Source organism: Cellulosimicrobium sp. XJ-DQ-B-000, assembly GCF_031119065.1.
In the GTDB taxonomy this organism is placed as follows: Bacteria; Actinomycetota; Actinomycetes; order Actinomycetales; family Cellulomonadaceae; genus Cellulosimicrobium; species Cellulosimicrobium funkei.
On the sequence record NZ_JAVHYN010000002.1, the window covers coordinates 251,188 to 271,548 of the forward strand.

Genomic DNA, 20,361 nt, shown 5'->3' on the forward strand with positions numbered 1-20,361 from the left:
GTGCCCCGGGCGTCGTGCGCCGGGTGCTGCGCGCGCTGGGCGACGAACCGCCGCTCGCTGCCGAGCCCGAGCCGCCCGAGGTCTCGCCCGACCTCGTGCCCCTCCTGCGCGAGCTCGGGACGGCGCTCCTCGACTCCGGCCGCTCGGTCACCGACGTCGAGGACGACCTCGAGGCGGTCGCCCGGCGGTCGGGCGCCTCGACCGTGGGCACCCTCGTCCTGCCGACGGGCGTCTTCGTCCGGGTGAGCACCGAGAGCGGCGCGGTCGCGGACTTCTCGGCCGCGGAGGCGAGCGGTCTCAACCTCGACCAGATCGGGGCGCTCATGACGCTCGTGCGCCGCCTGCGCACGTCGGACGTCCCGCTCGCCGACGCGCGGGCGCAGCTGCGCGCGATCGTCGCCCGCCCGCCCCGGTTCGGGCCCGTGCTCACCGTCGTCGGGCACGGGCTGCTCACCGTCGGGTTCGGCCTCGTGCTCAACCCGACGGGCCCGCTCCTGCCCGTCTACCTCGCGCTCGGGCTGCTCGTCGGGGCGCTGCGCTGGCTCGGCACGCGGTGGCCCACGCTCGCGACCGCCCTGCCCGTCGTCGCGGCGTTCGTCGTCACGCTCCTCGCCGTGGACGTGGTGCACCCGTGGCTGGGCGACGACCCGCTGAGCGTGCTCGTCCCGCCGCTCGTGTCGTTCCTGCCCGGGTCGGTGCTCACCGTCGCGGCGATCGAGCTGACGAGCAACCAGATCGTCGCGGGGGCGAGCCGGCTCGTCTACGGCGTCGCGCAGCTCCTGCTCCTCGTGTTCGGCGTCGTCGCCGGCGCCGCCGTCGGGGGCCCGCTCGTCGCGGCACCGCAGGGCGACCACCTCGGGTGGTGGGCGCCGTGGGTCGGGATCCTCGCCGTCGGGCTGGGGCAGATGCTCTTCGCGTCGTCCCCGCGCGGGTCGCTCCCCTGGGTCCTGCTCGTGCTGCTGGGCGCCTACGCGGCCCAGCTCCTGGGGTCGCTCGCCGCGGCGCCCCTCGCCGGGTTCTTCGGGGCGCTCGTCATCGCCCCGCTCGCCGCGCTCGTCGAGCGCTCGCGGCACGGGCCGCCGGCGGCCGTCACGACGCTGCCCGCGTTCTGGCTCCTCGTGCCCGGTGCCCTGAGCCTCCTGGGTCTCTCCGACCTCGTGAACGGGGGCCCGGAGGCCGCGCAGGAGATCGCGAACGCGGTCGTCGCCGTGTTCGGGATCGCGCTCGGGACGCTCGTCGGCTCGGCGGTCACGCGCGACGCAGGACGCGTGACACGTACCCTCTTCACGTCCTGAGCACACGGTCCCCACGCCATTCCCGGGGCTTCCCCTCGTGAGCCCACCCCTCTGGACGTCCGTCTAGTTGAAGATGGAACAGCCGACAGGCCTCCGCGGTCCACCCCGAGACCGTGCCTGTCGGCGTCGTGGTGAGAGGGCGCGCTCGCGTCCCGCCCGACCGCACGCCGTCGTGGTCACCCCGCGCTCCCCTGCGCAGGTGCCCAGGGACCGGAGCGCGCCGCGCTCGATGCCCGCGACCACGACCCGATGATCGGATCGTCCGCTTGACCACTGCACAGCACCTCACGTCCACCCCGACCGGCACCACCGGCGCGTACCCCGCCGTCCGCGGCGAGGCGCGCTAGATGGGCCGCCACACCGCGCGCCGGGCCTCGTTCCCCGCCGCACTCGTCTCCGCTGCCCGCCGTGGCACGCACGGGACCGGCTCTGCCGCGCCCCGGCGCCGCCGCACGCTCGGGACCGGCGCCGCCGTCGCGGCCGTCGCGCTCACCGCGAGCACCGCCGCGGCGGCCTTCGCCAACGGCGCGGTGCCGTCCGCGGCGACCGACGCGACCGAGGCGGCGCCCGCCGGCGCGCCGACCCCCGGCACCGCGGTCGCCCCCGTGTCCCTCGGGACGTCCGCCGCCCCGGCGACGGCCGACCCGGCGACCGTCGACGCCGCGGGCGACGTGCTCGTCCGGGCCCAGTTCCTCACCGGGGAGGGCGCCGCGGCGCTCACGCCCGAGCAGGTCGCCCAGATCGAGGACGCGCGCACGCGGCTCAGCGAGGCCGTGTCCGAGGCGTCCCCGTCCGAGGATGCCACCACGCTCCTCGGCTCCCCCGCGGGGTCCGGGCTCGCGAGCCCGGACGACGGCGCCACGGCGACCGCCGAGGCCACCGAGGAGCCCGCGACCGACGACACGCTCACCGCCGCCGAGACGCTCGGCGCGAGCGTGCCCGCGCTCGACGGCCGCGCCGACGACCGTGCGAGCCGGTCCTCGGCCCGCACGCCGCTCGACGAGCTCGAGGCCGCGGTCCCGAAGCTCGGCACCGCGACGCCGGGCCTGGCCACGGCGCCCGACGACGCCACGCCCGGGACGGACGCCGCCGCGCCGTCGGCCGGCGCCGACGCGGCGACCGAGTCGCCCGAGGAGGACGCGGCGGCCGCGGACACCGCGACCGACGCGCCCGACCTCACCACCGGTACGGGGAACGCGAACGCCGGTGCCCCGGCCGCAGACGCCGAGGCACCCGCGGACCCGGCGGCTCCCGCCGGCACGGAGGAGATCGCCGCGCTGACGGCGGAGCTCACGACCCTGCTCGACGCCGCCGGCTCGGGCGTGACCGTCCAGGTCGTGCCCGGACCGCCGTCGGCCGAGGAGGTCGCCGCCCAGCTCGACCAGTGGGCCACGTCCACCGCGGGCTACGGCAACGGCCAGATCCCGGCGAGCGCGCTGTGCGAGCTGTCGTTCGCGCCCGGCGAGCAGCTCCGCTGCGACGCCGCCCACCAGATCGAGGCCCTCAACGAGAAGTACCGCGAGGCGTTCGGCGCGAACCTGTCCGTCACGGACTCGTACCGCTCGTACGCGTCCCAGGTCGCCGTGAAGGCGTCCCGCGGCTACTTCGCGGCGCCGCCCGGCATGTCGAACCACGGCTGGGCGCTCGCGCTCGACCTCGGCGGCGGCATCCAGAGCTACGGCACCGCGCAGTACGAGTGGATGCGCGCCAACGCGCCGGCCTACGGGTGGGAGAACCCCGAGTGGGCCCGCGCCGGCGGCTCGAAGAACGAGCCCTGGCACTGGGAGTACGGCGACATCTCCTGACGGGCCGCTCCCCCACGACGACGGCCCCGGCACCGCGACGACCTCGCGGGACCGGGGCCGTCGTCGTCCGTGCCCGGCGACGCGGGGCGCGTCAGGTGAGGGCGTCCGCGAGGAGCAGCATCGTCACGAGGAACCCGGTGACGAGGTTGAGCCACAGGAACGCCCGCCACCCGGCGTTGGCGCGCTCGCAGTCGTCGTCGCGCACGTCGCGGAACCGCAGCACGTTGACGGCGTACGGCAGCGGGAGCAGAGCGGCGAGGACGCCGGGCCACGGGAGCACCGCGAGCACGACGGCCGCCCCGACGTACGCCGCCGCCGCGGCGAGCACGGTCGCGTGCGCGCCGATCGCCGTCGCGACGGACGCGATGCCGCCCTCGCGGTCCGCGCGCACGTCTTGCACCGCGCCGAACGCGTGCGACGCCATGCCCCAGAGCACGAAGCCGACGAGCACGGGCCAGACGGCGCGCGCGGACAGGTCCGCGTCGACGAGCACGAGCGCGTACAGCAGCGGCCCGGCGAAGTGCATCGCCGAGGTGAACGAGTCGAGGAACGGGCGCTCCTTGAACCGCAGCCGGGGCGCCGAGTAGGCGACGACGCCGAACACCACGAGCGCGAGGACCGCGCCCGCGAGCGGGTCGCCGAGGAGCAGGAGCGCGACGAGGAACGGCACGTTGGTCGCGACGCACGCGCGCAGGATGCGCCGGTGCGTGACGCGCGCGGTCGCCGGGTCCGCCAGCGCGCCCTCGATGCCGCCCTTGCGCGGGTTCCGCAGGTCGCTCGCGTAGTCGAAGACGTCGTTCACGCCGTACATGAGCAGGTTGTACGGCACGAGGAAGTACAGCGTCCCGACGACGAGCGCGAGGTCGACGCGCCCGCCGGTCGCCACGAGGTACCCCGCGGCGAAGGGGTACGCGGTGTTGATCCAGGAGAAGGGCCGCGACGCGGCGAGGACGTCCTTCACCGGTCGTCCTCCGTGGCACGCCCGCGCCCGGACCCGCGGCCGGCGGTGCGGTCGCGACCGCGGGCGCCGAGCACCGTCCACAGCACCGGCATCCCGAGCGCGGCGGCGAGCGCGTACGCGAAGTCCTCGAGCGGCGCCCCCCACAGGTAGACGCCGAGGATCTTGTCCGGGTGGTAGACGTACAGGTCGGCCGCGATCATCAGCGTGTCGAACACGAGGGTGAGCACGCACATCACGACGGCCGTCCACACGAGCGGCCCGGGTCGCAGCCGGCGCAGCACGCGCCACGACACCGCGACGAGCACCGCGAGGACGATGACGTTGAGCACGATGTTCGTCACGCGTCGTCCTCCCCGGCGCGGCGGGCCGCGAGCACGCGCTCGGCGCCCCGCCAGACGAGCAGCGCGTTGTAGCACAGGAGCGTCAGGAACACCGCCTCCTCGACGGGGAGGTCGGGCGCGAGCAGCAGCCCGGTCATCCAGGGGCTCTCCCCGCGCGCGAAGATCCCGAGCGCGAGGCCCGCGACGTCCCAGGCGAGGAACCCGACGACGCCGAGACCGACCGTGAGCGAGGCGCGCCGGGGGTCGGACCAGAACGCGAGCCGGAACCGGCGGTCGAGCACGGCGAGGCCGCCGAGCGAGACCGCGAGCGCACCGAGGTAGGCGAGGCCCGTCACCGGCGGACCGCCACCGGCCGGTCCGCCGGCCGGAGCCGTTCGGGCCGGCGGCTCGCGGCGAGGAAGCCCTCGCGCAGCGGCTCGGGCAGCGGGCGCGCGGACGTCTCGCCGAGCAGCCGCTTGGCGACGAGCTCGGCGCTGATCAGGCACATCGGCAGTCCCACGCCCGGGATCGTGCCACCTCCGGCGTGGTAGAGCCCGTCGACACGGCGGGACGCGTTCCCCGGGCGCCACAGCGCGGACTGCCGCAGGGTGTGCTCCATGCCGAGCGCGCCGCCGCGCCACGCCGAGAGCTCGGTCGCGAAGTGCGCTGGCCCGAGCACGCGTCGCGTGACGACGCGCCCCGGGAGATCCTCGACCCCCGCCCAGCGCCCCACCTGGGCGAGGTAGCGGTCGGCCAGCCCTTCGAGCGTGCGCTGCGACGGCTCGTCGCCGCCGAGCGTCGGGTCGGCGGGGAACGGCACGAGGAGGAACAGGTTCTCGTGGCCGGGCGGCGCCGCGGGGGCGGCCGACGTCGGCCCGTCCGTCGCGCTCGTGCGCGACACGTAGAGCGAGGCGGGCTCCGGCACGCGCAGGCCGCGAGGGTCGCTGCGACGGTCCGGGCCGAGCACCGCGTCGAAGTTGGCGGGCCAGTCCTTCGTGAAGAACAGCGAGTGGTGCGCGAGCTCGGGCAGCTCGCCGCGGACGCCCGCGAGCACGAGCAGCGCGGAGATGCCGGGACCCTTGTCCTCCCACGCCACGGCGGGGAGGTCGGCCCAGCGCGGCTCGAGGAGCGCCGTCTCCGTGTGGTGCCGGTCGGCGGCCGACACGACGACGTCCGCCTCGACGAGCTCGCCCGACGCGAGGCGCACGCCGGCGACCCGCCCGCGGCGACCGGCGCCGGGCACGACCTCGATCCCGGCGACGTCCGCGCCGGTGCGCACCTCCGCGCCCGCGGCGCGCGCGAGCCGCTCGACGGCCTCGATGAGCGTGTACATGCCCCCGCGGGGGTACTGGACGCCGTCGACGAGGTCGAGGTGGCTCATGAGCGAGTAGAGCGCGGGCGCGCGGTAGGGCGACGACCCGAGGAACACGGCGTGGTACCCGAGGAGCTGCTGGAGCCGAGGGTCCTCCACGGCGCGCGCGGCGCGGTCGGCGAGCGACTCGCGCAGGAGACCGGCCAGGCGCGGCAGCCGACGCAGCACCGAGGGCGAGAGCGCCCGGTCGGGGCGCTCGAACGTCGTGTAGAGGAAGTGGTCGAGCGCCAGCCCGTACGCCTCGCTCGCGTCCTCGGCGTACGCGGCGATCCGGCCCCCGGCTCCCGGCTCGATCGCGTCGAGCCGCGACCGGTTGACCCCGGCGTTGCCGGACAGCTCGAATGTCGACGCCGCGCCGTCCGCGCCCGGCTCGAAGAACACCCGGTACGCCGGGTCGAGCGGGACGAGGTCGAGGTGGTCCTCGACGCGCGCGCCGAGCAGCCCGAAGAAGTGCTCGAACACCTCGGGCATGAAGTACCAGGACGGGCCGGTGTCGAAGCGGAAGCCGTCCACCTCGAGCGTGCCCGCGCGACCGCCCACCTCGTCGTGCCGCTCGAGCAGGGTGACGCGGGCGCCGCCGCGCGCGAGCAGGGCGGCGGTGGCGAGCCCGGCGATCCCCCCTCCGACGACGACGACGCGCGGAGCCCTCACGCGAGCACCTTCCGCGGGCGCGGGGACCGGGCGGACGCCACCTGGCCGAGGAGCTGGCCGCCGGCGGCGCGCGCCGCGAGCGCGACCTTCATCGTGTCCGGGATGCGCACGCGCGCACGCAGGATGTCCTCCGGCGGCGTCGCGGCGAGCCGCGCCAGGAGCCGCTCGTAGACGGCGACGGTCGCGGCCACGGCGATGCGCGGGCGCACCGGGAGCCCGGGGAGCGCGGCGCGGGCGGCGGCGAGGTCGCCCTCGACCTCGCGGCAGAACGCCTCGACGTCCCGGCGGCGCAGTCGGCCGGGGACGACGCCGGGCAGGTAGGCGCGCCCGAGCTCGTCGTGGTCGGTGCGCAGGTCGCGCAGGAAGTTGATCTTCTGGAACGCCGCGCCGAGCGCGCGGGCGCCCCGGACCAGCGCCGGGTCCGGGACGTGCAGCGGCTCTCCGGGGCGACGCCGCGCGTTGAGGAACACCGCGAGGCACATGAGGCCGACGACCTCGGCCGAGCCGTACACGTACCGCTCGTAGCTCTCGCGGTCGTGCACGCGGACCGTGAGGTCGGTGCGCATCGAGGCGAAGAACGGGTCGACCTCGTCGTGCCCGAACCCGCAGCGGCGCGCGGCGCGGGCGAACGAGTGGACGACGAGGTTCGTCGACCAGCCGCGGTCGAGCGCCCGCGCGGTCTCCGCCTCCAGCTCGTCGAGGAGGTCTGCTGCGCCGTCGCCGCGGCGCGTGTCCACGACCTCGTCGGCGATCCGCACGAGCCCGTACACCGCGTCGATCCCGTCGCGGGTCGGGGCGTCGAGCAGGCGCGCGCCCAGCCCGAACGAGGTCGAGTACGCCGCCAGCACGACCCGGCTCGTGCGTGCGGCGGTCAGGTCGTACAGCCGTGCCGGGTCGCTCTCGTCACCCACGTCGTCGTCCCGTCTTCCGTCGCCGGGGAACCTCCCCGGTCGATCCTCAGCATGCTGAGGGATGTAGGGTCGCACGGGACGCCGGATTTCACACCTCGGAGGCGGCCTCGCGCGTCGTGTCGATGCGGCGGGGCCCGGCCTGCCAGGCCTCCCACGCCGACGCGATGATCTCCGGCAGGCCGTTCGTGGCGCGCCAGCCGAAGAGCTCGTTGATGCGGCGGGGGTTCCCGACGAGCTGCGGCGGGTCGCCCGCGCGACGCGGCAGGACCTCCGGCGTGACGTCGAGCCCGCTGACGCGCCCGATCTCGTCGATCACCTCGCGCACCGAGGAGCCCTCACCCGTGCCGACGTTGAAGACGTCGAACGGACGCTCGTCCACACCCAGGTACTCGAGCGCGGCGAGGTGGGCCTGCGCGAGGTCGAGGACGTGGATGTAGTCCCGGATGCACGTACCGTCCGGCGTGGGGTAGTCGTCCCCGAAGATCTTGGGCCGCTCGCCGCGCTCGAGGCGGTCGAGGACCATGGGCACGAGGTTGAGCACGGCGGGGTCGCCCAGGTCCGGCCAGCCCGCACCGGCGACGTTGAAGTAGCGCAGGGCGACGAACCGCAGCCCCCACGCGCGGCCCGCGGCCCGGCCCAGCCACTCCCCCACGAGCTTCGTCTCGCCGTAGGGGTTGATCGGCTCGGCGTGCAGCTTCTCCTCGACCAGGGACACCGACGGCATGCCGTACGTCGCCGCGGACGACGAGAAGACGAGACGGTCGACGCCGGCCGCCTGCATCGCGGTGACGAGGTTCGTGAAGCCCCCGACGTTCTGCTGGTAGTACCAGGCCGGCTTCTCGACCGACTCCCCCACCTGCTTGCGCGCCGCGAAGTGGACGACCGCGCGCACGTCGTGCTCGGTCATGGCGCGCGTGAGCACGTCCACGGCCTCGGGCGACGCGACGTCGACCTCGACCAGCACCGCGTCACCGACCCGGTCCGCGCGGCCCGTGCTCAGGTCGTCGACCACCACCACCTTCTCGCCGCGCTCCTGCAGGAGGCGCACCACGTGCGCGCCGATGTACCCGGCTCCGCCGGTCACGAGGATCGTCATGGCACCACCCTAGTGGGCGCGCCCCGCACGGCGACGGGTCGTCCCCAGGGCGTCCGCTCGCGCACCGCTGGGAGGCCCGACGGCGCCCTCAGGCGTGGCCGTGCGCCTCGCGGTCGCGCAGGGCGGCCGTCTCGAGCTGGAAGGTCGAGTGCTCGACGGAGACCGGGAAGTGGTGGGCGACGCACGTGCGCACGCGCTCGACGATCTCCAGCGCGTGACCGTCCCGGAAGCACGCGTCGTCCACGACGACGTGCGCCGAGATCGTCGGGAGCCCTGTCGCGACCGTGGAGGCGTGCAGGTCGTGGACGTCCTCGACGTGGTCGAGCGAGAGGATGTGCCGCCGGACGTCGTCGAGGTCCAGGCCCTCGGGCGTGAACTCCATGAGGACGGCCGTCGCCTCGCGCAGGAGGCGGAACGCGCGCGGCACGATGAGGACGGCGATGAGCAGGCCGGCGATGGCGTCAGCCCGCTGGTAGCCCGTCGTGGCGATCACGACGGCGGCCACGATGACCCCGACGGAGCCCAGCGCGTCGTTGACCACCTCGAGGAACGCGGCGCGCAGGTTGAGGTTCGCGCGTCGCCCCGACGCGAGGACCGCGATGGCGACGAGGTTCCCCACGAGACCGACGATCCCGAACACGAGCAGCTCGGAGGAGGGCACCTCGGGCGGCTCGAGCAGGCGCCGGACGCCCTCGACGGCGGCGTACGCGCCGACGGCGAGGAGCAGCGCCGCCTGCGCGAGGGCCGCGAGCACCTCGACACGGCGGAAGCCCCACGTGCGGTGCTTGGTCGCCGGGCGCAGCGCGAGCGACGCCGCGACCAGCGCGACGGCCAGCCCGACCGCGTCGGTGAGCATGTGCGCCGTGTCCGTCAGGAGCGCCAGGCTCCCCGTGAGCACCGCGCCGACGGCCTGGGCCGCGAGGATCGTCGCGGTGATGCCGAACGCGACGGCGAGCCGCCTGCGGTGGTCGGGCGCGTCGAGGCCACCTGCGCCGTGGTCGTGACCCGCTCCCATCGATCCTCCATTCATCGGTAGATGCCGATGATATCGATGAACACCGATGTTTTCTAGGCGGGGCGCGCCGTGACACGCGTCACGAGCAGGGGTCAGGGGGCGAGGGCGACGTGCTCCGCGTCGGCGAGGAGGTGCGCGACCTCCGGGCGCACGAGGCGGTACCAGGACGACCGGCCCTCCCGCCGCACCGCGACGACCCCGACCTCGCGCAGCGTGGTGAGGTGCTCCGAGACGGTCGACTGGGCCAGCCCGAGCTCGCGCGTGAGGTCGACGACCCGGCGCTCCGAGCCCGTGAGCAGGTGCACGATCGCGAGGCGGCGCGGCTCGGCGAGCGCGTGGAGCAGGCGCGCGACCGCCTCGTGGTCGTGCGCGCCGTCGTGCCGGGGGTCGCTCGCGGCGCTCGTCGTCACCCGCCGATCCTAGCGATCGGCGACCCCGGACCGCCCGGGCTCAGCCCCAGCCGAGCTCGTGCAGCCGGTCGTCGTCGATACCGAAGTGGTGCGCGATCTCGTGGACGACGGTCACCGCCACCTCCTCGACCACGTCCTCGCGCGTCTCGCAGATGGCGAGCGTCGGGTTGCGGAAGATCGTGATGCGGTCGGGCAGCGCGCCCGCCGCCCACATGTGGTCCCGCTCCGTGAGCGGGACCCCCTCGTAGAGCCCGAGCAGCTCAGGGTCGTCGTCGGGCGCGTCGTCCTCGACGAGCACCACGACGTTGTCCATCTGCGCCGCCAGGTCCTCGGGCACGAGGTCCAGCCCGTCGCGCACGGCGTCCTCGAACTCGGCCCGCGTCATCTCCACCACCCGCCCATCCTCCCCCGCGCGGGCGGCGGATCCGACGAGGAGCCCCGGGCGGTGCCGCTGTACACTGGCCGACGTTCCTGAGCCCCCATCGTCTAGCGGCCTAGGACCCCGCCCTTTCACGGCGGTAGCACGGGTTCGAATCCCGTTGGGGGTACGCGAGATCGCGTCGGGACCGGTGGTCACCGGCGGATTTACGGATCGGCTCACCGGTACGGTACGATCCTCTCGGTTCGAATGCGGGCCACCACACCGCCAGGATCACTGGTGAAAACCACCGGGTTCCCTGGTGCTAAGGTGTGTCTCGCGAAGAACAGCAAGGCCCTGTAGCGCAGTTGGTTAGCGCGCCGCCCTGTCACGGCGGAGGTCGCGGGTTCAAGTCCCGTCAGGGTCGCGTGAGGCGAAGAGCCCGGTCGGCATCGGCCGGCCGGGCTCTTCCCCCATGGCTCTGTAGCTCAGTTGGTAGAGCGTTCGACTGAAAATCGAAAGGTCACCGGATCGACGCCGGTCGGAGCCACCGAGAGACCCCCGCCCGGGATTCCGGACGGGGGTCTTCTGCGTCCCGAGCCGGCGCGGCGTCCCTCGCGCGACCCTCCTCGCCCCCGGGGCACCGCGAGCACCCCCGGGGAAGTTGCGCGCCGACCCCGGTGCCGGTTGAGTGGTGGGGGATCACCTGCGGAAAGGCTGAGAGATGAGCGACTGGATCGACGGGCGCATCCCGCCCGAGGAGCAGAAGCCGACGGTCGGACAGCTCGTGGAGCGCTTGTCCGAGCAGGCGACCCGCCTCGTCCGCTCGGAGATCGCCCTCGCGAAGGCCGAGCTCACGACGAAGGCGAAGCACGCCGGCATCGGCATCGGCCTGCTCGTCGTCGGCGGCGTGCTCGTGCTGTACGGCCTGGGCTTCCTGCTGCACTCCGCCATGGAGGGCCTCGCGACCGCCATGCCGCTGTGGCTCGCGGCGCTGATCGTCGGCGGCGTCCTCGTGCTGGTCGCCGGTACGCTCGCGTTCGTCGGCGTCAAGCAGCTCCAGCGGGGCGTGCCGCCGACGCCGACCGGTGCGGTCGAGAGCATCAAGGAAGACGTCGCGACCATCAAGGAAGGACTGCGCCCGTGAGCGGAACCGGCGAGACCCCCGACCCCCAGCTCTCCCCGTCCCAGCTCGAGGACGAGATCGCGAGCACCCGCAAGGAGCTCGCGGGGACGATCGACGAGCTCACGACGCGGCTCGACCCGCGCGTCCAGGCCAAGGCCGCCGCGCAGCAGGCGAAGCAGGCGGCGAGCGACACCGGGGCGTTCCTCTCCGGCAACGGGCTGCCCGAGGAGGACCCGGACCGGTCCCGCAACGTCAAGCTGCTGCTGGGCGCCGCCGTGGTCGGCGTCGCGCTGGTGGCCGCGGCGATCCTCCGCCGCCGCTCGTAGCGACCCCGTCGACGAACGCCGTCGATCCCGCGCCGGTGCTCCACCGGACGCGGGGTCGGCGGCGTTCCGGCGTGCGGGAGGGTTCGACGACGCGCGGGGCGTCCGGCACGCGGGGAGGGTTCGGGGACGCGGGCCATCCGGCGTGCGGGAGCGTCGCACGCGCGCAGGGCTGGGTGGCAAGGCCGGCGCCGACCGAGAACGTGCGTCGTGCCGGCGTCCGTTCGGGTGCGCGCCGCCACGTCGGCGCGCCGTGGGCCGTGGGCCGGGCGCGACCCCGGGTCAGGACTTGTCGGTACCGTCCGCGGGCTCGCTCGCGGCGCCGAGCAGGGCCCGGACCTCGGACTCGCGGTAGCGCCGGTGGCCACCGAGGGTGCGGATCGACGACAGCTTGCCCGCCTTCGCCCAGCGGGTGACGGTCTTGGGGTCGACGCGGAAAAGGCTGGCGACCTCGGCGGGCGTGAGCAGAACTTCGGACTCCCCGTGCATGGACATCACGACACCTCCTCCTGGTACGCGCTGGTCCGGCAGATACCCCGGATCACGACGACAGCACGACGCCAGTACCTTCCATTGTCGCAGCATGCGGATTTCGGGCGACTTGACGGACGGGTGAATTAGGCGCTCTATGGTCGGATCGGCCGGATAGGCGCTCCTGCGGCATACGAGAGCGTTGCCGCAGGTGGTCCGCAGGGGCCCTCCGCACCGCCCGACCCGGTCCGGGCGGGGCCGCGCGGTGGAGACTGTGTGACGGTAGGCACGTCCACGGCTCGGCCAGGGTCTCTGAGTGGATGGAATAGGCCCTGAGCATGTACCGTTGGACCCTGAACAGACGAAACTACACCCCGGGGCCGCACGTCTGAGTACGTTGCCGCCCCGCTTCTACGTTGAGGGGGTCGGAGCCATGGGCCGCGGCCGTCAGAAGGCAAAGCAGACCAAGGTCGCTCGCGCGCTGAAGTACTACAGCCCCGAGACGAACTACAGTGCGCTCGAGCAGGAGCTCACGGGTCACAGCCGTACGGATGTCGTGACGGACTCGCGCTTCGGCGCCGAGCCGGACGACCTCGAGCGCTACGACCAGCGCTACAACGACTGGTCCGACGACCGCTGACGGTCGTCCGCGACACCCCCTCCGCCGTCTCGCACGGACGCACCTGACCTCGACGGCGCCGCCGCCTGCCCGCAGGCGGTGGCGCCGTCGTCGTGCGTCCGCGGCGGATCACCCCACCGCGACATCGTTGACGGATCGACCCGTCACGCCCGCGGGAAAGCAGCCCTGGCCGGGCCGACGCCACGATCCGCGCGCCGACCCGACCGGGCGGTGATCAGGAGCGGTAGTCCCCGACGAGCCGCACCGCGCCCGCCTGGACGCCCTTGGTGCCGGCGACCAGGTCGCCGTCGGCGAGGTCACGGGCCGCGTCCGGGTCGAACGCCTCGACCGTGCCGAGCACCCACGCGGGCACGCCGAGCGCGGCGCACCGCGCCAGGGCGGCGTCGACGCCGTCCGCGCCCACGACCGCGACCATCCCGACGCCGAGGTTGAGGGTGTTCTCGAGGTCGCCGCGCGGCACCCCGCCCAGCTCGCGCACGAGGCGGAAGACGGGCGGGACGTCCCAGCTCCCCCGGTCCACGACCCCGACGAGCCCGGCCGGGAGGACGCGCGCGAGGTTCGCGGCCAGGCCGCCGCCCGTGACGTGCGTGAACGCGTGGACCTGAGCCGCGTCGTCGGCGGCCAGGGCGAGGCAGTCGCTCGCGTAGACGCGCGTGGGGGTGAGCAGCTCCTCGCCGACGGTGCGGCCGAGCTCGTCCACGTGCCGCTCGAGGCCCCAGCCCGCGTGCTTCAGCACGGCGCGCACGAGCGAGTAGCCGTTCGAGTGGAGGCCCGACGACGCCATGGCGACGAGCACGTCGCCCTCGCGCACGCGCTCCGGGCCGAGCAGCGCGTCCGCCTCGACGACGCCCGTGGCCGCGCCCGCGACGTCGTACTCGTCCTCGCCGAGCAGGCCCGGGTGCTCGGCCGTCTCGCCGCCGACGAGCGCGGTGCCGGCGACCTCGCAGGCGGCGGCGATGCCCCGCACGATGCCCGCGATGCGCTCGGGCACGACCTTGCCGCACGCGATGTAGTCGGTCATGAACAGCGGCTTGGCGCCCACCACCACGATGTCGTCGACGACCATGCCGACGAGGTCGAAGCCGATCGTGTCGTGCACGTCGAGCGCCTGGGCGATCGCGACCTTGGTGCCGACGCCGTCGGTCGACGTCGCGAGCAGCGGACGGCGGTACGTCGCGACCTCGGAGAAGTCGTAGAGCCCGGCGAACCCGCCGACGCCACCGAGGACCTGCGGCCCGTGGGTGCGTCGCACGGCGTCCTTCATGAGCTCGACGGCCTTGTCACCGGCCTCGGTGTCGACCCCCGCGGCGGCGTAGGTGAGGCCCGTGCGGGGCGAGTCGGCAGTCATGGTGTCGGCTCCAAAGGTGTCTCGCGGCGCGCGCGCCGGTGGTGCGGAGGGTGCGGGTCAGGGGTGCTGGAGGGCGCCGGCGCCGCCGGCGGTCACCGAGAGGCTGCGCAGCCCGTCCTCGGGCGCCCCGAGCGGGAGCTCGGCCTGCTCGAGGAGGTGCTTGCCGAGCTGGTCGTCCGGCGGCAGCTCGATGGGGTACTTGCCGGTGAAGCACGCCGTGCAGAGCTGGGACGACGGCTGCTCGGTCGCCGAGATCATGCCCTCGGTCGAGATGTAGCCGAGGCTGTCGGCACCGAGCGACTGGCCGATCTCGTGCGGCGAGAGGCCGTTCGCGATGAGCTCGGCGCGCGACGCGAAGTCGATGCCGTAGAAGCACGGCCACTTCACGGGCGGCGAGCTGATGCGCACGTGCACCTCCGCCGCGCCGGCCTCGCGCAGCATGCGCACGAGCGCGCGCTGCGTGTTGCCGCGCACGATCGAGTCGTCGACGACGACGAGCCGCTTGCCGCGGATCACGTCGCGCAGCGGGTTGAGCTTGAGCCGGATGCCGAGCTGGCGCAGCGTGTCCGACGGCTGGATGAACGTGCGGCCCACGTAGGCGTTCTTCGTGAGCCCCTGGCCGAACGGGATGCCCGACTCGGCGGCGTAGCCGACCGCGGCGGGCGTGCCGGACTCGGGGACCGGGATGACGAGATCCGCCTCGACGGGGTGCTCGCGGGCGAGCTGGCGGCCCATCTCGACGCGCGCCGCGTGCACCGAGCGGCCGTTGATGCTCGTGTCCGGGCGGGCCAGGTAGACGTACTCGAAGACGCAGCCCGCGCGCTCGATGGGCGCGAAGCGCTGCGAGCGCAGGCCCTCCGCGTCGATCGCGATGAGCTCGCCGGGCTCGACCTCGCGCACGAAGGACGCGCCCACGATGTCCAGAGCCGGCGTCTCGCTCGCGACGACCCAGCCGCGCTCGAGGCGGCCGAGCACGAGCGGGCGCACGCCCTGGGGGTCGCGCGCGGCGTACAGCGTGCGCTCGTCCATGAAGACGAGCGAGAACGCGCCGCGCAAGCGCGGGAGCACCTCGAGCGCCGTCGCCTCCAGCGTGTGGTCGGCGTCGCCCGCGAGGAGCGCGGTGACGAGCGCGGTGTCCGTCGTGTTGCCGCGCGCGAGCTCGCCGCGGCGCTGGCTCCCGTAGCGCTCGGCGACGAGGTTGACGAGCTCGGCGGAGTTCGTGAGGTTGCCGTTGTGCCCGAGGGCCACGGTCCCGGACGCGGTGGCGCCGAGCGTCGGCTGCGCGTTCTCCCACGTCACGCCGCCCGTGGTCGAGTACCGGCAGTGCCCGACGGCGATGTGCCCCGTCAGGGCGTTGAGGGCCGTCTCGTCGAAGACCTGGGAGACGAGGCCCATGTCCTTGTAGACGAGGATCTGCTCGCCGTTGCTCGTCGCGATGCCCGCCGACTCCTGGCCGCGGTGCTGCAGCGCGTAGAGCCCGAAGTAGGCGAGCTTGGCGACCTCCTCGCCGGGCGCCCAGACACCGAAGACGCCGCAGGCGTCCTGGGGGCCTTTCTCGCCGGGCATGAGGTCGTGGTTGAGAAGTCCATCTCCGCGGGGGGCCACGTACCTCAGTGTCCCACAGCGTGCGGGCGAGGGCGGAAGCGGACGACCAGGCGGACGGCCCCCGGCCGTCGTTCACGGTGGCGTTACGTCGTCCCACCTGTCGGTCGGGGGTTTCGCTGCGTGGGAACGCCGCGCTTGAATCTCGACTTACCCGACCGCGGGGGTCCAGTATGGCCGCCGCGCCGGGCCCGTTCCACCACCGCTCCCGCTCCCCGGGACCCCGACGAAGGACGACACCATGCGACGCCTCCGGACGACGATCACCCTCGCGGCTGCCGCGGCAGCCACCGCCCTGGTCCTCACCGCCTGCGCGCCGACCGCCGTCGACGGGTCGGGCGGGGGCGACGCGAGCGGCGACGGCGGCTCCGACGTCGAGCCCACGACGCTCTCGCTCGTCGGCTTCGCCGTGCCGAAGGCGGGCAACGACGCGGCGCAGGAGCTGTGGGGCGAGACCGAGGACGGCCAGGGCGTGACCTGGGAGACGTCGTACGGCGCGTCCGGCGACCAGAGCCGCGCGGTCGCCGACGGGCTCGAGGCCGACTACGTGCACTTCTCGCTCGAGGGCGACGTGACGCGCCTCGTCGACGCGGGCCTCGTCGCCGAGGACTGGAACGCGGGCGAGAACCAGGGCATCGTCAGCCAGTCCGTCGTCGTCCTCGTGGTGCGCGAGGGCAACCCGAAGAACATCCAGAGCTGGGAGGACATCGTCCAACCCGGGGTCGAGATCGTCACCCCGAACCCCGGTTCCTCGGGCTCGGCCCGCTGGAACATCCTCGCCGGGTGGGGCAGCGTCATCGCGAACGGCGGCTCCGAGGAGGACGCGACCGAGTACCTGCGGAAGTTCTTCACCAACGCGGTGGCGCTGCCCGGCAGCGGCCGCGACGCGACGACGGCGTTCACCTCCGGCACCGGCGACGTCCTGCTCTCCTATGAGAACGAGGCGATCCTCGCGCGGCAGAACGGCGAGACGTTCGACTACGTGGTCCCCGACCAGACGCTCCTCATCGAGAACCCCGCCGCGGTGACGGTCGACGCCGACCCTAAGGCGCAGAGCTACCTCGACTTCGTCCTCACGCCCGAGGGCCAGGAGGCGTTCGCGCACGTGGGCTTCCGCCCCCTGACCGGGGACGTCGACTTCGAGGTCGAGGGCGCCAACGACCCGAGCGACCCGTTCCCCACCGTCCCGACGCTCCTCACCATCGCCGACGACTTCGGCGGCTGGTCGGCCACGAACGACAAGTTCTTCGGCGACGAGGGCCTCGTGACCAAGATCCAGGCCGAGACCGGGAAGCAGTGACCCGTGTCCTCGACCCTCGCTGAACGACCGGGCCGGGCGGCGCGCGAGCGCCGCCCGGCCTCGGCCGCGCCTCCCGGCCGCACGCGCCGTCGGGCGCCCAACGGCCCCTACCGGCTCACGGCGACCTCCGGCCTCGGGCTCGGCGTCGCGCTCGTGTGGTTCTCGGCCCTCGCCCTCGTCCCGCTGATCGCGGTGCTCGTCGAGACGTCCGTCGGCGGCTGGCCTGCCTTCGTCGCCGCTGTGACGCAGCCGCAGACCGCCGCGGCGCTGACACTCACGGTCACGCAGGCGCTCGCCGTGACTGCCGTCAACGTCGTCATGGGCACGCTCATCGCGTGGGTCCTCGTGCGCGACCGGTTCCCCGGCAAGCGGCTCCTCGAGGTGCTCATCGACATCCCGTTCGCGCTCCCCACGATCGTCGCCGGCCTCGTGCTGCTCGCGCTGTACGGGCCGTCGGGGCCGCTGGGGGTCGACGTCGCGAACACGCGCGCCGCCGTCTTCCTCGCGTTCCTCTTCGTCACGCTGCCCTTCGTGGTGCGCAGCGTGCAGCCCGTGCTCGCCGAGCTCGACCGGGACGTCGAGGAGGCCGCCGCGTCGCTCGGCGCGACGCGGGCCACGACCTTCCGCCGCGTCGTCCTCCCGGCCCTCGCGCCCGCGATCACCGCGGGCGCCGCGCTGTCGTTCGCGCGTGCGATCAGCGAGTACGGCGCGCTCGTGCTGCTCTCCGGGAACCTGCCCATGCGCACCGAGGTGGGCTCCGTGCGCATCCTCAGCTACCTGGAGAACGGCCAGCCGGAGCAGGCGGCGGCCGTCGCGTCGGTGCTCCTCCTCGTCTCGCTGCTCGTCATCGCGACGATCCAGCTCCTCCAGCGCAGGGTGGCCCGCCGTGGATAGTTCCCCCTGGGTGCGCCGCACGCTGCGCGCCGTCGTGGTCGTGTACCTCGTGCTGCTCGTGGGGTGGCCGGTCTCGCTCGTCGTGCGCGGCGCGTTCGCGGACGGGCTCGAGACGTTCCAGCGGGCCCTCGCCGACCCGTCCGTCGTCTTCGCGCTCCAGCTCACCGCCGCCGTCGCGGTGCAGGTCGTGCTGATCAACACCGTGTTCGGCGTCGGGATCTCGATGCTCATCGTCCGGTACGACTTCCCGGGCAAGGCGCTCCTCAACGCCCTGCTCGACCTCCCGCTGTCCGTCTCGCCGATCGTCGTCGGGCTCTCGCTCGTCCTCGTGTACGGGAAGAACGGCTGGTTCGGCGGCGCTCTCGAGGACGCCGGGCTCCAGGTGATCTTCGCGCCGCCGGGCATCGTCCTCGCCACCGCGTTCGTGTGCCTCCCGCTCGTCGTCCGCGAGGTCGTGCCGGTCCTCACGGAGCTCGGCACCGACGAGGAGCTCGCCGCGACGAGCCTCGGGGCGAGCCGCCTCCAGACGTTCCGGCGCATCACCCTGCCGGCGATCCGGTGGGCCGTCGTCTACGGCGTCGTGCTCACGCTCGCGCGCGCCCTCGGCGAGTTCGGCGCGGTCAAGGTCGTCTCCGGCAACTTCGAGGGCCGCACGCAGACGTCCACGCTGCTCGTCGAGCAGCGGTACCAGGACTTCGAGCAGGGCACCGCCTACGCCGTCGCGTTCCTCCTCGCGTCGGTGTCCGTCGCGTGCATCGTCGCCGTGACGTTCCTGCGCTCCGACGACGACGCCGGCCCCCGCCCCCGCCGCTCCCCCCGCACCGCCAGGTCCGCCCGCACCGCCGCCCCCACGGAGGCCGACGCATGAGCATCGAGATCCGCAACGTCCGCAAGACCTTCGGCGACTTCGTCGCGCTCGACGACGTCTCCGTCTCGGTGCCGACCGGCCGCCTCACGGCGCTGCTCGGCCCGAGCGGCGGAGGCAAGTCCACGCTGCTGCGCGTCGTCGCCGGGCTCGAGGTGCCGGACTCCGGCCAGGTCGAGATCGAGGGCCGTGACGCCACGAACCTGCCCGCGCGCCGCCGCAACGTGGGCTTCGTCTTCCAGCACTACGCGGCCTTCAAGCACCTGAGCGTCGCGCGGAACGTCGCGTTCGGGCTCGAGATCCGCCGCACGCCGAAGGCCGAGATCGCCGAGCGCGTCGACGAGCTGCTACGGCTCGTGCACCTCGAGAGCTTCGCCCACCGGCTGCCGTCGCAGCTCTCCGGCGGGCAGCGCCAGCGCATGGCGCTCGCCCGCGCGCTCGCGATCCGCCCGAGCGTCCTCCTGCTCGACGAGCCGTTCGGCGCGCTCGACGCGAAGGTCCGCAAGGAGCTGCGCGACTGGCTGCGCCGCCTGCACGACGAGATCCCCGTGACCACCGTGTTCGTCACGCACGACCAGGAGGAGGCGCTCGAGGTCGCGGACGAGATCGTCGTCGTCAACGAGGGCCGCATCGAGCAGGTCGGCACCCCCGACGACCTCTACGACCGCCCCGCGAACGACTTCGTCATGGGATTCCTCGGGCCGGTGACCCGCCTCGGCGGGGTCCTCGTCCGCCCGCACGACGTCCACGTCGAGGTCCTGCCCGACGGCGGGGCGGGCCTCGACCCGTCGGCGCACCTGCACCGGGGCGTCGCGATCGGGGACACGGCGGACGCGGCGGGCGTGACCGGCGTCGTCACGCGCACGACGCGCGTGGGGTTCGAGGTGCGCGCGGAGGTGACCGCGGGCGACGAGGTGGTGTCCGTCGTCGTGACCCGCGCGGAAGCGCGGACGCTGGGCCTGGCGCCCGGCGTGGCGGTGCGGCTCTCCCCCGCCGCCGGCGCCCCGACCGGTACGGCGTCCGAGCCGGCGGACCGGCGCGTGGCCGAGCCGCTCGTCGGCTGAGCGGTCAGCGGCGCCCGCGCAGGCTGCGGCGGTCGGCGACGACGGCCCACACGCCCGCGACCGCGGCGCCGAGCGCCGCGCACGTCACGAGGATGACGGTGAAGTAGACGCCGGGCTTGAAGACCGGCGCCGCGGCGGGCGACTGGAGCCACGCACCACCGATGCCCAGGCCGAGGACCGTGCCCAGGAGGATGCCGACCGTGAAGAACGCACGGTAGCGGGGGGCGCGGCGGACCGTCGCCGGGTCGACCACGGACTCGATCTCGACCTCCTCGCCACCGGCGGAGGCGGCGTCGTCGGATACCGCGCCGGGCGTCTCGTCCGCCCTCGTCCCCGGCCCGGCGGCCTCGGGCTCAGCGCCCCCGGGCTCGGCGGCCTCGGACCCGGCCTCGGGGCGCGCGGCGTCGGGCACGACGGCGTCGGGCGCGGCGGACGGGTCTGGGGTCGTGCCGTCGGGCACGCGGGACTGCTCGGAGCTCACGAGCACGACCCTACCCGCGCTTCCTGGGACTCCCCGCAGAGTCCTCGCCCCGG

22 protein-coding genes and 3 tRNA genes are annotated in these 20,361 nt (G+C 74.3%); 12 read left to right on the forward strand and 13 right to left on the reverse strand.

Features of this window, described 5'->3' with window-relative positions; all coding sequences use genetic code 11:
- Positions 1-23: 23 nt before the first annotated feature.
- Positions 24-1,295, forward strand: a complete 1,272-nt coding sequence (locus RDI86_RS05015) for a threonine/serine exporter ThrE family protein (RefSeq protein ID WP_061268307.1) — start codon at positions 24-26, stop codon at positions 1,293-1,295.
- 347 nt (positions 1,296-1,642) lie between these two features.
- On the forward strand, positions 1,643-3,100 hold the full coding sequence (locus RDI86_RS05020) for a D-alanyl-D-alanine carboxypeptidase family protein (protein ID WP_076403524.1): 1,458 nt from the start codon (positions 1,643-1,645) through the stop codon (positions 3,098-3,100).
- 91 nt (positions 3,101-3,191) lie between these two features.
- On the opposite strand, the gene RDI86_RS05025 is transcribed toward RDI86_RS05020, so the two are convergent.
- The 9 genes from RDI86_RS05025 to RDI86_RS05065 form a co-directional block, all read right to left on the reverse strand.
- Complete coding sequence (locus RDI86_RS05025; RefSeq protein ID WP_043655443.1) at positions 3,192-4,061, reverse strand: prenyltransferase; 870 nt, start codon at positions 4,059-4,061, stop codon at positions 3,192-3,194.
- Positions 4,058-4,402, reverse strand: a complete 345-nt coding sequence (locus tag RDI86_RS05030; RefSeq protein ID WP_043655437.1) for a lycopene cyclase domain-containing protein — start codon at positions 4,400-4,402, stop codon at positions 4,058-4,060. Before RDI86_RS05030 ends, RDI86_RS05025 begins: the two co-directional genes overlap by 4 nt.
- Positions 4,399-4,737: a lycopene cyclase domain-containing protein gene (locus RDI86_RS05035; protein WP_308820862.1), complete on the reverse strand. Its 339-nt coding sequence runs from the start codon at positions 4,735-4,737 to the stop codon at positions 4,399-4,401. The genes RDI86_RS05030 and RDI86_RS05035 overlap by 4 nt, the downstream gene beginning before the upstream one ends.
- Positions 4,734-6,404 carry a phytoene desaturase family protein gene (gene crtI, locus RDI86_RS05040; RefSeq protein ID WP_308820863.1) on the reverse strand — a complete coding sequence of 557 codons (1,671 nt, stop codon included), beginning with the start codon at positions 6,402-6,404 and terminating at the stop codon, positions 4,734-4,736. The genes RDI86_RS05035 and crtI overlap by 4 nt, the downstream gene beginning before the upstream one ends.
- A complete protein-coding gene (locus tag RDI86_RS05045; RefSeq protein ID WP_308820864.1) occupies positions 6,401-7,315 on the reverse strand; it encodes a squalene/phytoene synthase family protein in 915 nt (304 codons plus the stop codon). Before RDI86_RS05045 ends, crtI begins: the two co-directional genes overlap by 4 nt.
- Positions 7,316-7,403: 88 nt before the next feature.
- Positions 7,404-8,411 (reverse strand): UDP-glucose 4-epimerase GalE, encoded by a 1,008-nt coding sequence (gene galE / locus RDI86_RS05050; protein ID WP_076403532.1) that lies wholly within the window; start codon positions 8,409-8,411, stop codon positions 7,404-7,406.
- Between the two features lie 88 nt (positions 8,412-8,499).
- Positions 8,500-9,426, reverse strand: coding sequence for a cation diffusion facilitator family transporter (locus RDI86_RS05055; RefSeq protein WP_074805531.1), 927 nt, complete (start codon positions 9,424-9,426; stop codon positions 8,500-8,502).
- A 92-nt stretch (positions 9,427-9,518) separates the two neighbouring features.
- Positions 9,519-9,836 (reverse strand): metalloregulator ArsR/SmtB family transcription factor, encoded by a 318-nt coding sequence (locus tag RDI86_RS05060; RefSeq protein WP_021481595.1) that lies wholly within the window; start codon positions 9,834-9,836, stop codon positions 9,519-9,521.
- A gap of 40 nt (positions 9,837-9,876) precedes the next feature.
- Positions 9,877-10,221 carry a metallopeptidase family protein gene (locus tag RDI86_RS05065; protein ID WP_074805895.1) on the reverse strand — a complete coding sequence of 115 codons (345 nt, stop codon included), beginning with the start codon at positions 10,219-10,221 and terminating at the stop codon, positions 9,877-9,879.
- Between the two features lie 90 nt (positions 10,222-10,311).
- Here RDI86_RS05065 and RDI86_RS05070 point away from each other — a divergent pair.
- The 5 genes from RDI86_RS05070 to RDI86_RS05090 all read left to right on the forward strand — a co-directional run bounded on the left by RDI86_RS05070 (position 10,312) and on the right by RDI86_RS05090 (position 11,646).
- Positions 10,312-10,384 (forward strand) — tRNA-Glu (locus RDI86_RS05070).
- Positions 10,385-10,547: 163 nt separating this feature from the next.
- Positions 10,548-10,621, forward strand: a tRNA-Asp gene (locus tag RDI86_RS05075).
- A gap of 50 nt (positions 10,622-10,671) precedes the next feature.
- Positions 10,672-10,744 (forward strand) — tRNA-Phe (locus RDI86_RS05080).
- Between the two features lie 174 nt (positions 10,745-10,918).
- The gene (locus tag RDI86_RS05085; protein WP_021481597.1) at positions 10,919-11,341 is read left to right on the forward strand and encodes a phage holin family protein; all 423 of its coding nucleotides are present in this window, start codon (positions 10,919-10,921) and stop codon (positions 11,339-11,341) included.
- A complete protein-coding gene (locus RDI86_RS05090) occupies positions 11,338-11,646 on the forward strand; it encodes a DUF3618 domain-containing protein (RefSeq protein WP_308820865.1) in 309 nt (102 codons plus the stop codon). The genes RDI86_RS05085 and RDI86_RS05090 overlap by 4 nt, the downstream gene beginning before the upstream one ends.
- A gap of 279 nt (positions 11,647-11,925) precedes the next feature.
- Here RDI86_RS05090 and RDI86_RS05095 read toward each other — a convergent pair whose 3' ends face one another.
- Entirely contained in the window at positions 11,926-12,138 is a 213-nt protein-coding gene (locus RDI86_RS05095; protein WP_021482113.1) for a BldC family transcriptional regulator, read from the reverse strand.
- 409 nt (positions 12,139-12,547) lie between these two features.
- Here RDI86_RS05095 and RDI86_RS05100 point away from each other — a divergent pair, with 409 nt between their 5' ends.
- On the forward strand, positions 12,548-12,754 hold the full coding sequence (locus tag RDI86_RS05100) for a DUF3073 domain-containing protein (protein WP_021482112.1): 207 nt from the start codon (positions 12,548-12,550) through the stop codon (positions 12,752-12,754).
- Between the two features lie 214 nt (positions 12,755-12,968).
- Here RDI86_RS05100 and purM read toward each other — a convergent pair whose 3' ends face one another.
- Together purM and purF are read right to left on the reverse strand one after the other, a co-directional pair.
- On the reverse strand, positions 12,969-14,102 hold the full coding sequence (purM, locus tag RDI86_RS05105; protein WP_076403534.1) for a phosphoribosylformylglycinamidine cyclo-ligase: 1,134 nt from the start codon (positions 14,100-14,102) through the stop codon (positions 12,969-12,971).
- Between the two features lie 57 nt (positions 14,103-14,159).
- Positions 14,160-15,707: an amidophosphoribosyltransferase gene (gene purF / locus RDI86_RS05110; RefSeq protein WP_031315107.1), complete on the reverse strand. Its 1,548-nt coding sequence runs from the start codon at positions 15,705-15,707 to the stop codon at positions 14,160-14,162.
- 238 nt (positions 15,708-15,945) lie between these two features.
- Between purF and RDI86_RS05115 the strand changes: the two genes are divergently transcribed.
- From RDI86_RS05115 to RDI86_RS05130, 4 genes are read left to right on the forward strand one after another with little or no spacing between them, the layout of a single operon-like run.
- Positions 15,946-17,004, forward strand: coding sequence for a sulfate ABC transporter substrate-binding protein (locus RDI86_RS05115; protein WP_034653459.1), 1,059 nt, complete (start codon positions 15,946-15,948; stop codon positions 17,002-17,004).
- A 3-nt stretch (positions 17,005-17,007) separates the two neighbouring features.
- Positions 17,008-17,898, forward strand: a complete 891-nt coding sequence (gene cysT, locus RDI86_RS05120) for a sulfate ABC transporter permease subunit CysT (RefSeq protein WP_061268316.1) — start codon at positions 17,008-17,010, stop codon at positions 17,896-17,898.
- Entirely contained in the window at positions 17,891-18,766 is an 876-nt protein-coding gene (locus tag RDI86_RS05125; RefSeq protein ID WP_308820866.1) for a sulfate ABC transporter permease subunit, read from the forward strand. Before cysT ends, RDI86_RS05125 begins: the two co-directional genes overlap by 8 nt.
- Positions 18,763-19,827, forward strand: a complete 1,065-nt coding sequence (locus RDI86_RS05130) for a sulfate/molybdate ABC transporter ATP-binding protein (protein ID WP_076403537.1) — start codon at positions 18,763-18,765, stop codon at positions 19,825-19,827. Before RDI86_RS05125 ends, RDI86_RS05130 begins: the two co-directional genes overlap by 4 nt.
- 4 nt (positions 19,828-19,831) lie before the next feature.
- On the opposite strand, the gene RDI86_RS05135 is transcribed toward RDI86_RS05130, so the two are convergent.
- On the reverse strand, positions 19,832-20,308 hold the full coding sequence (locus RDI86_RS05135) for a hypothetical protein (RefSeq protein ID WP_143311004.1): 477 nt from the start codon (positions 20,306-20,308) through the stop codon (positions 19,832-19,834).
- Between the last annotated feature and the right edge of the window lie 53 nt (positions 20,309-20,361).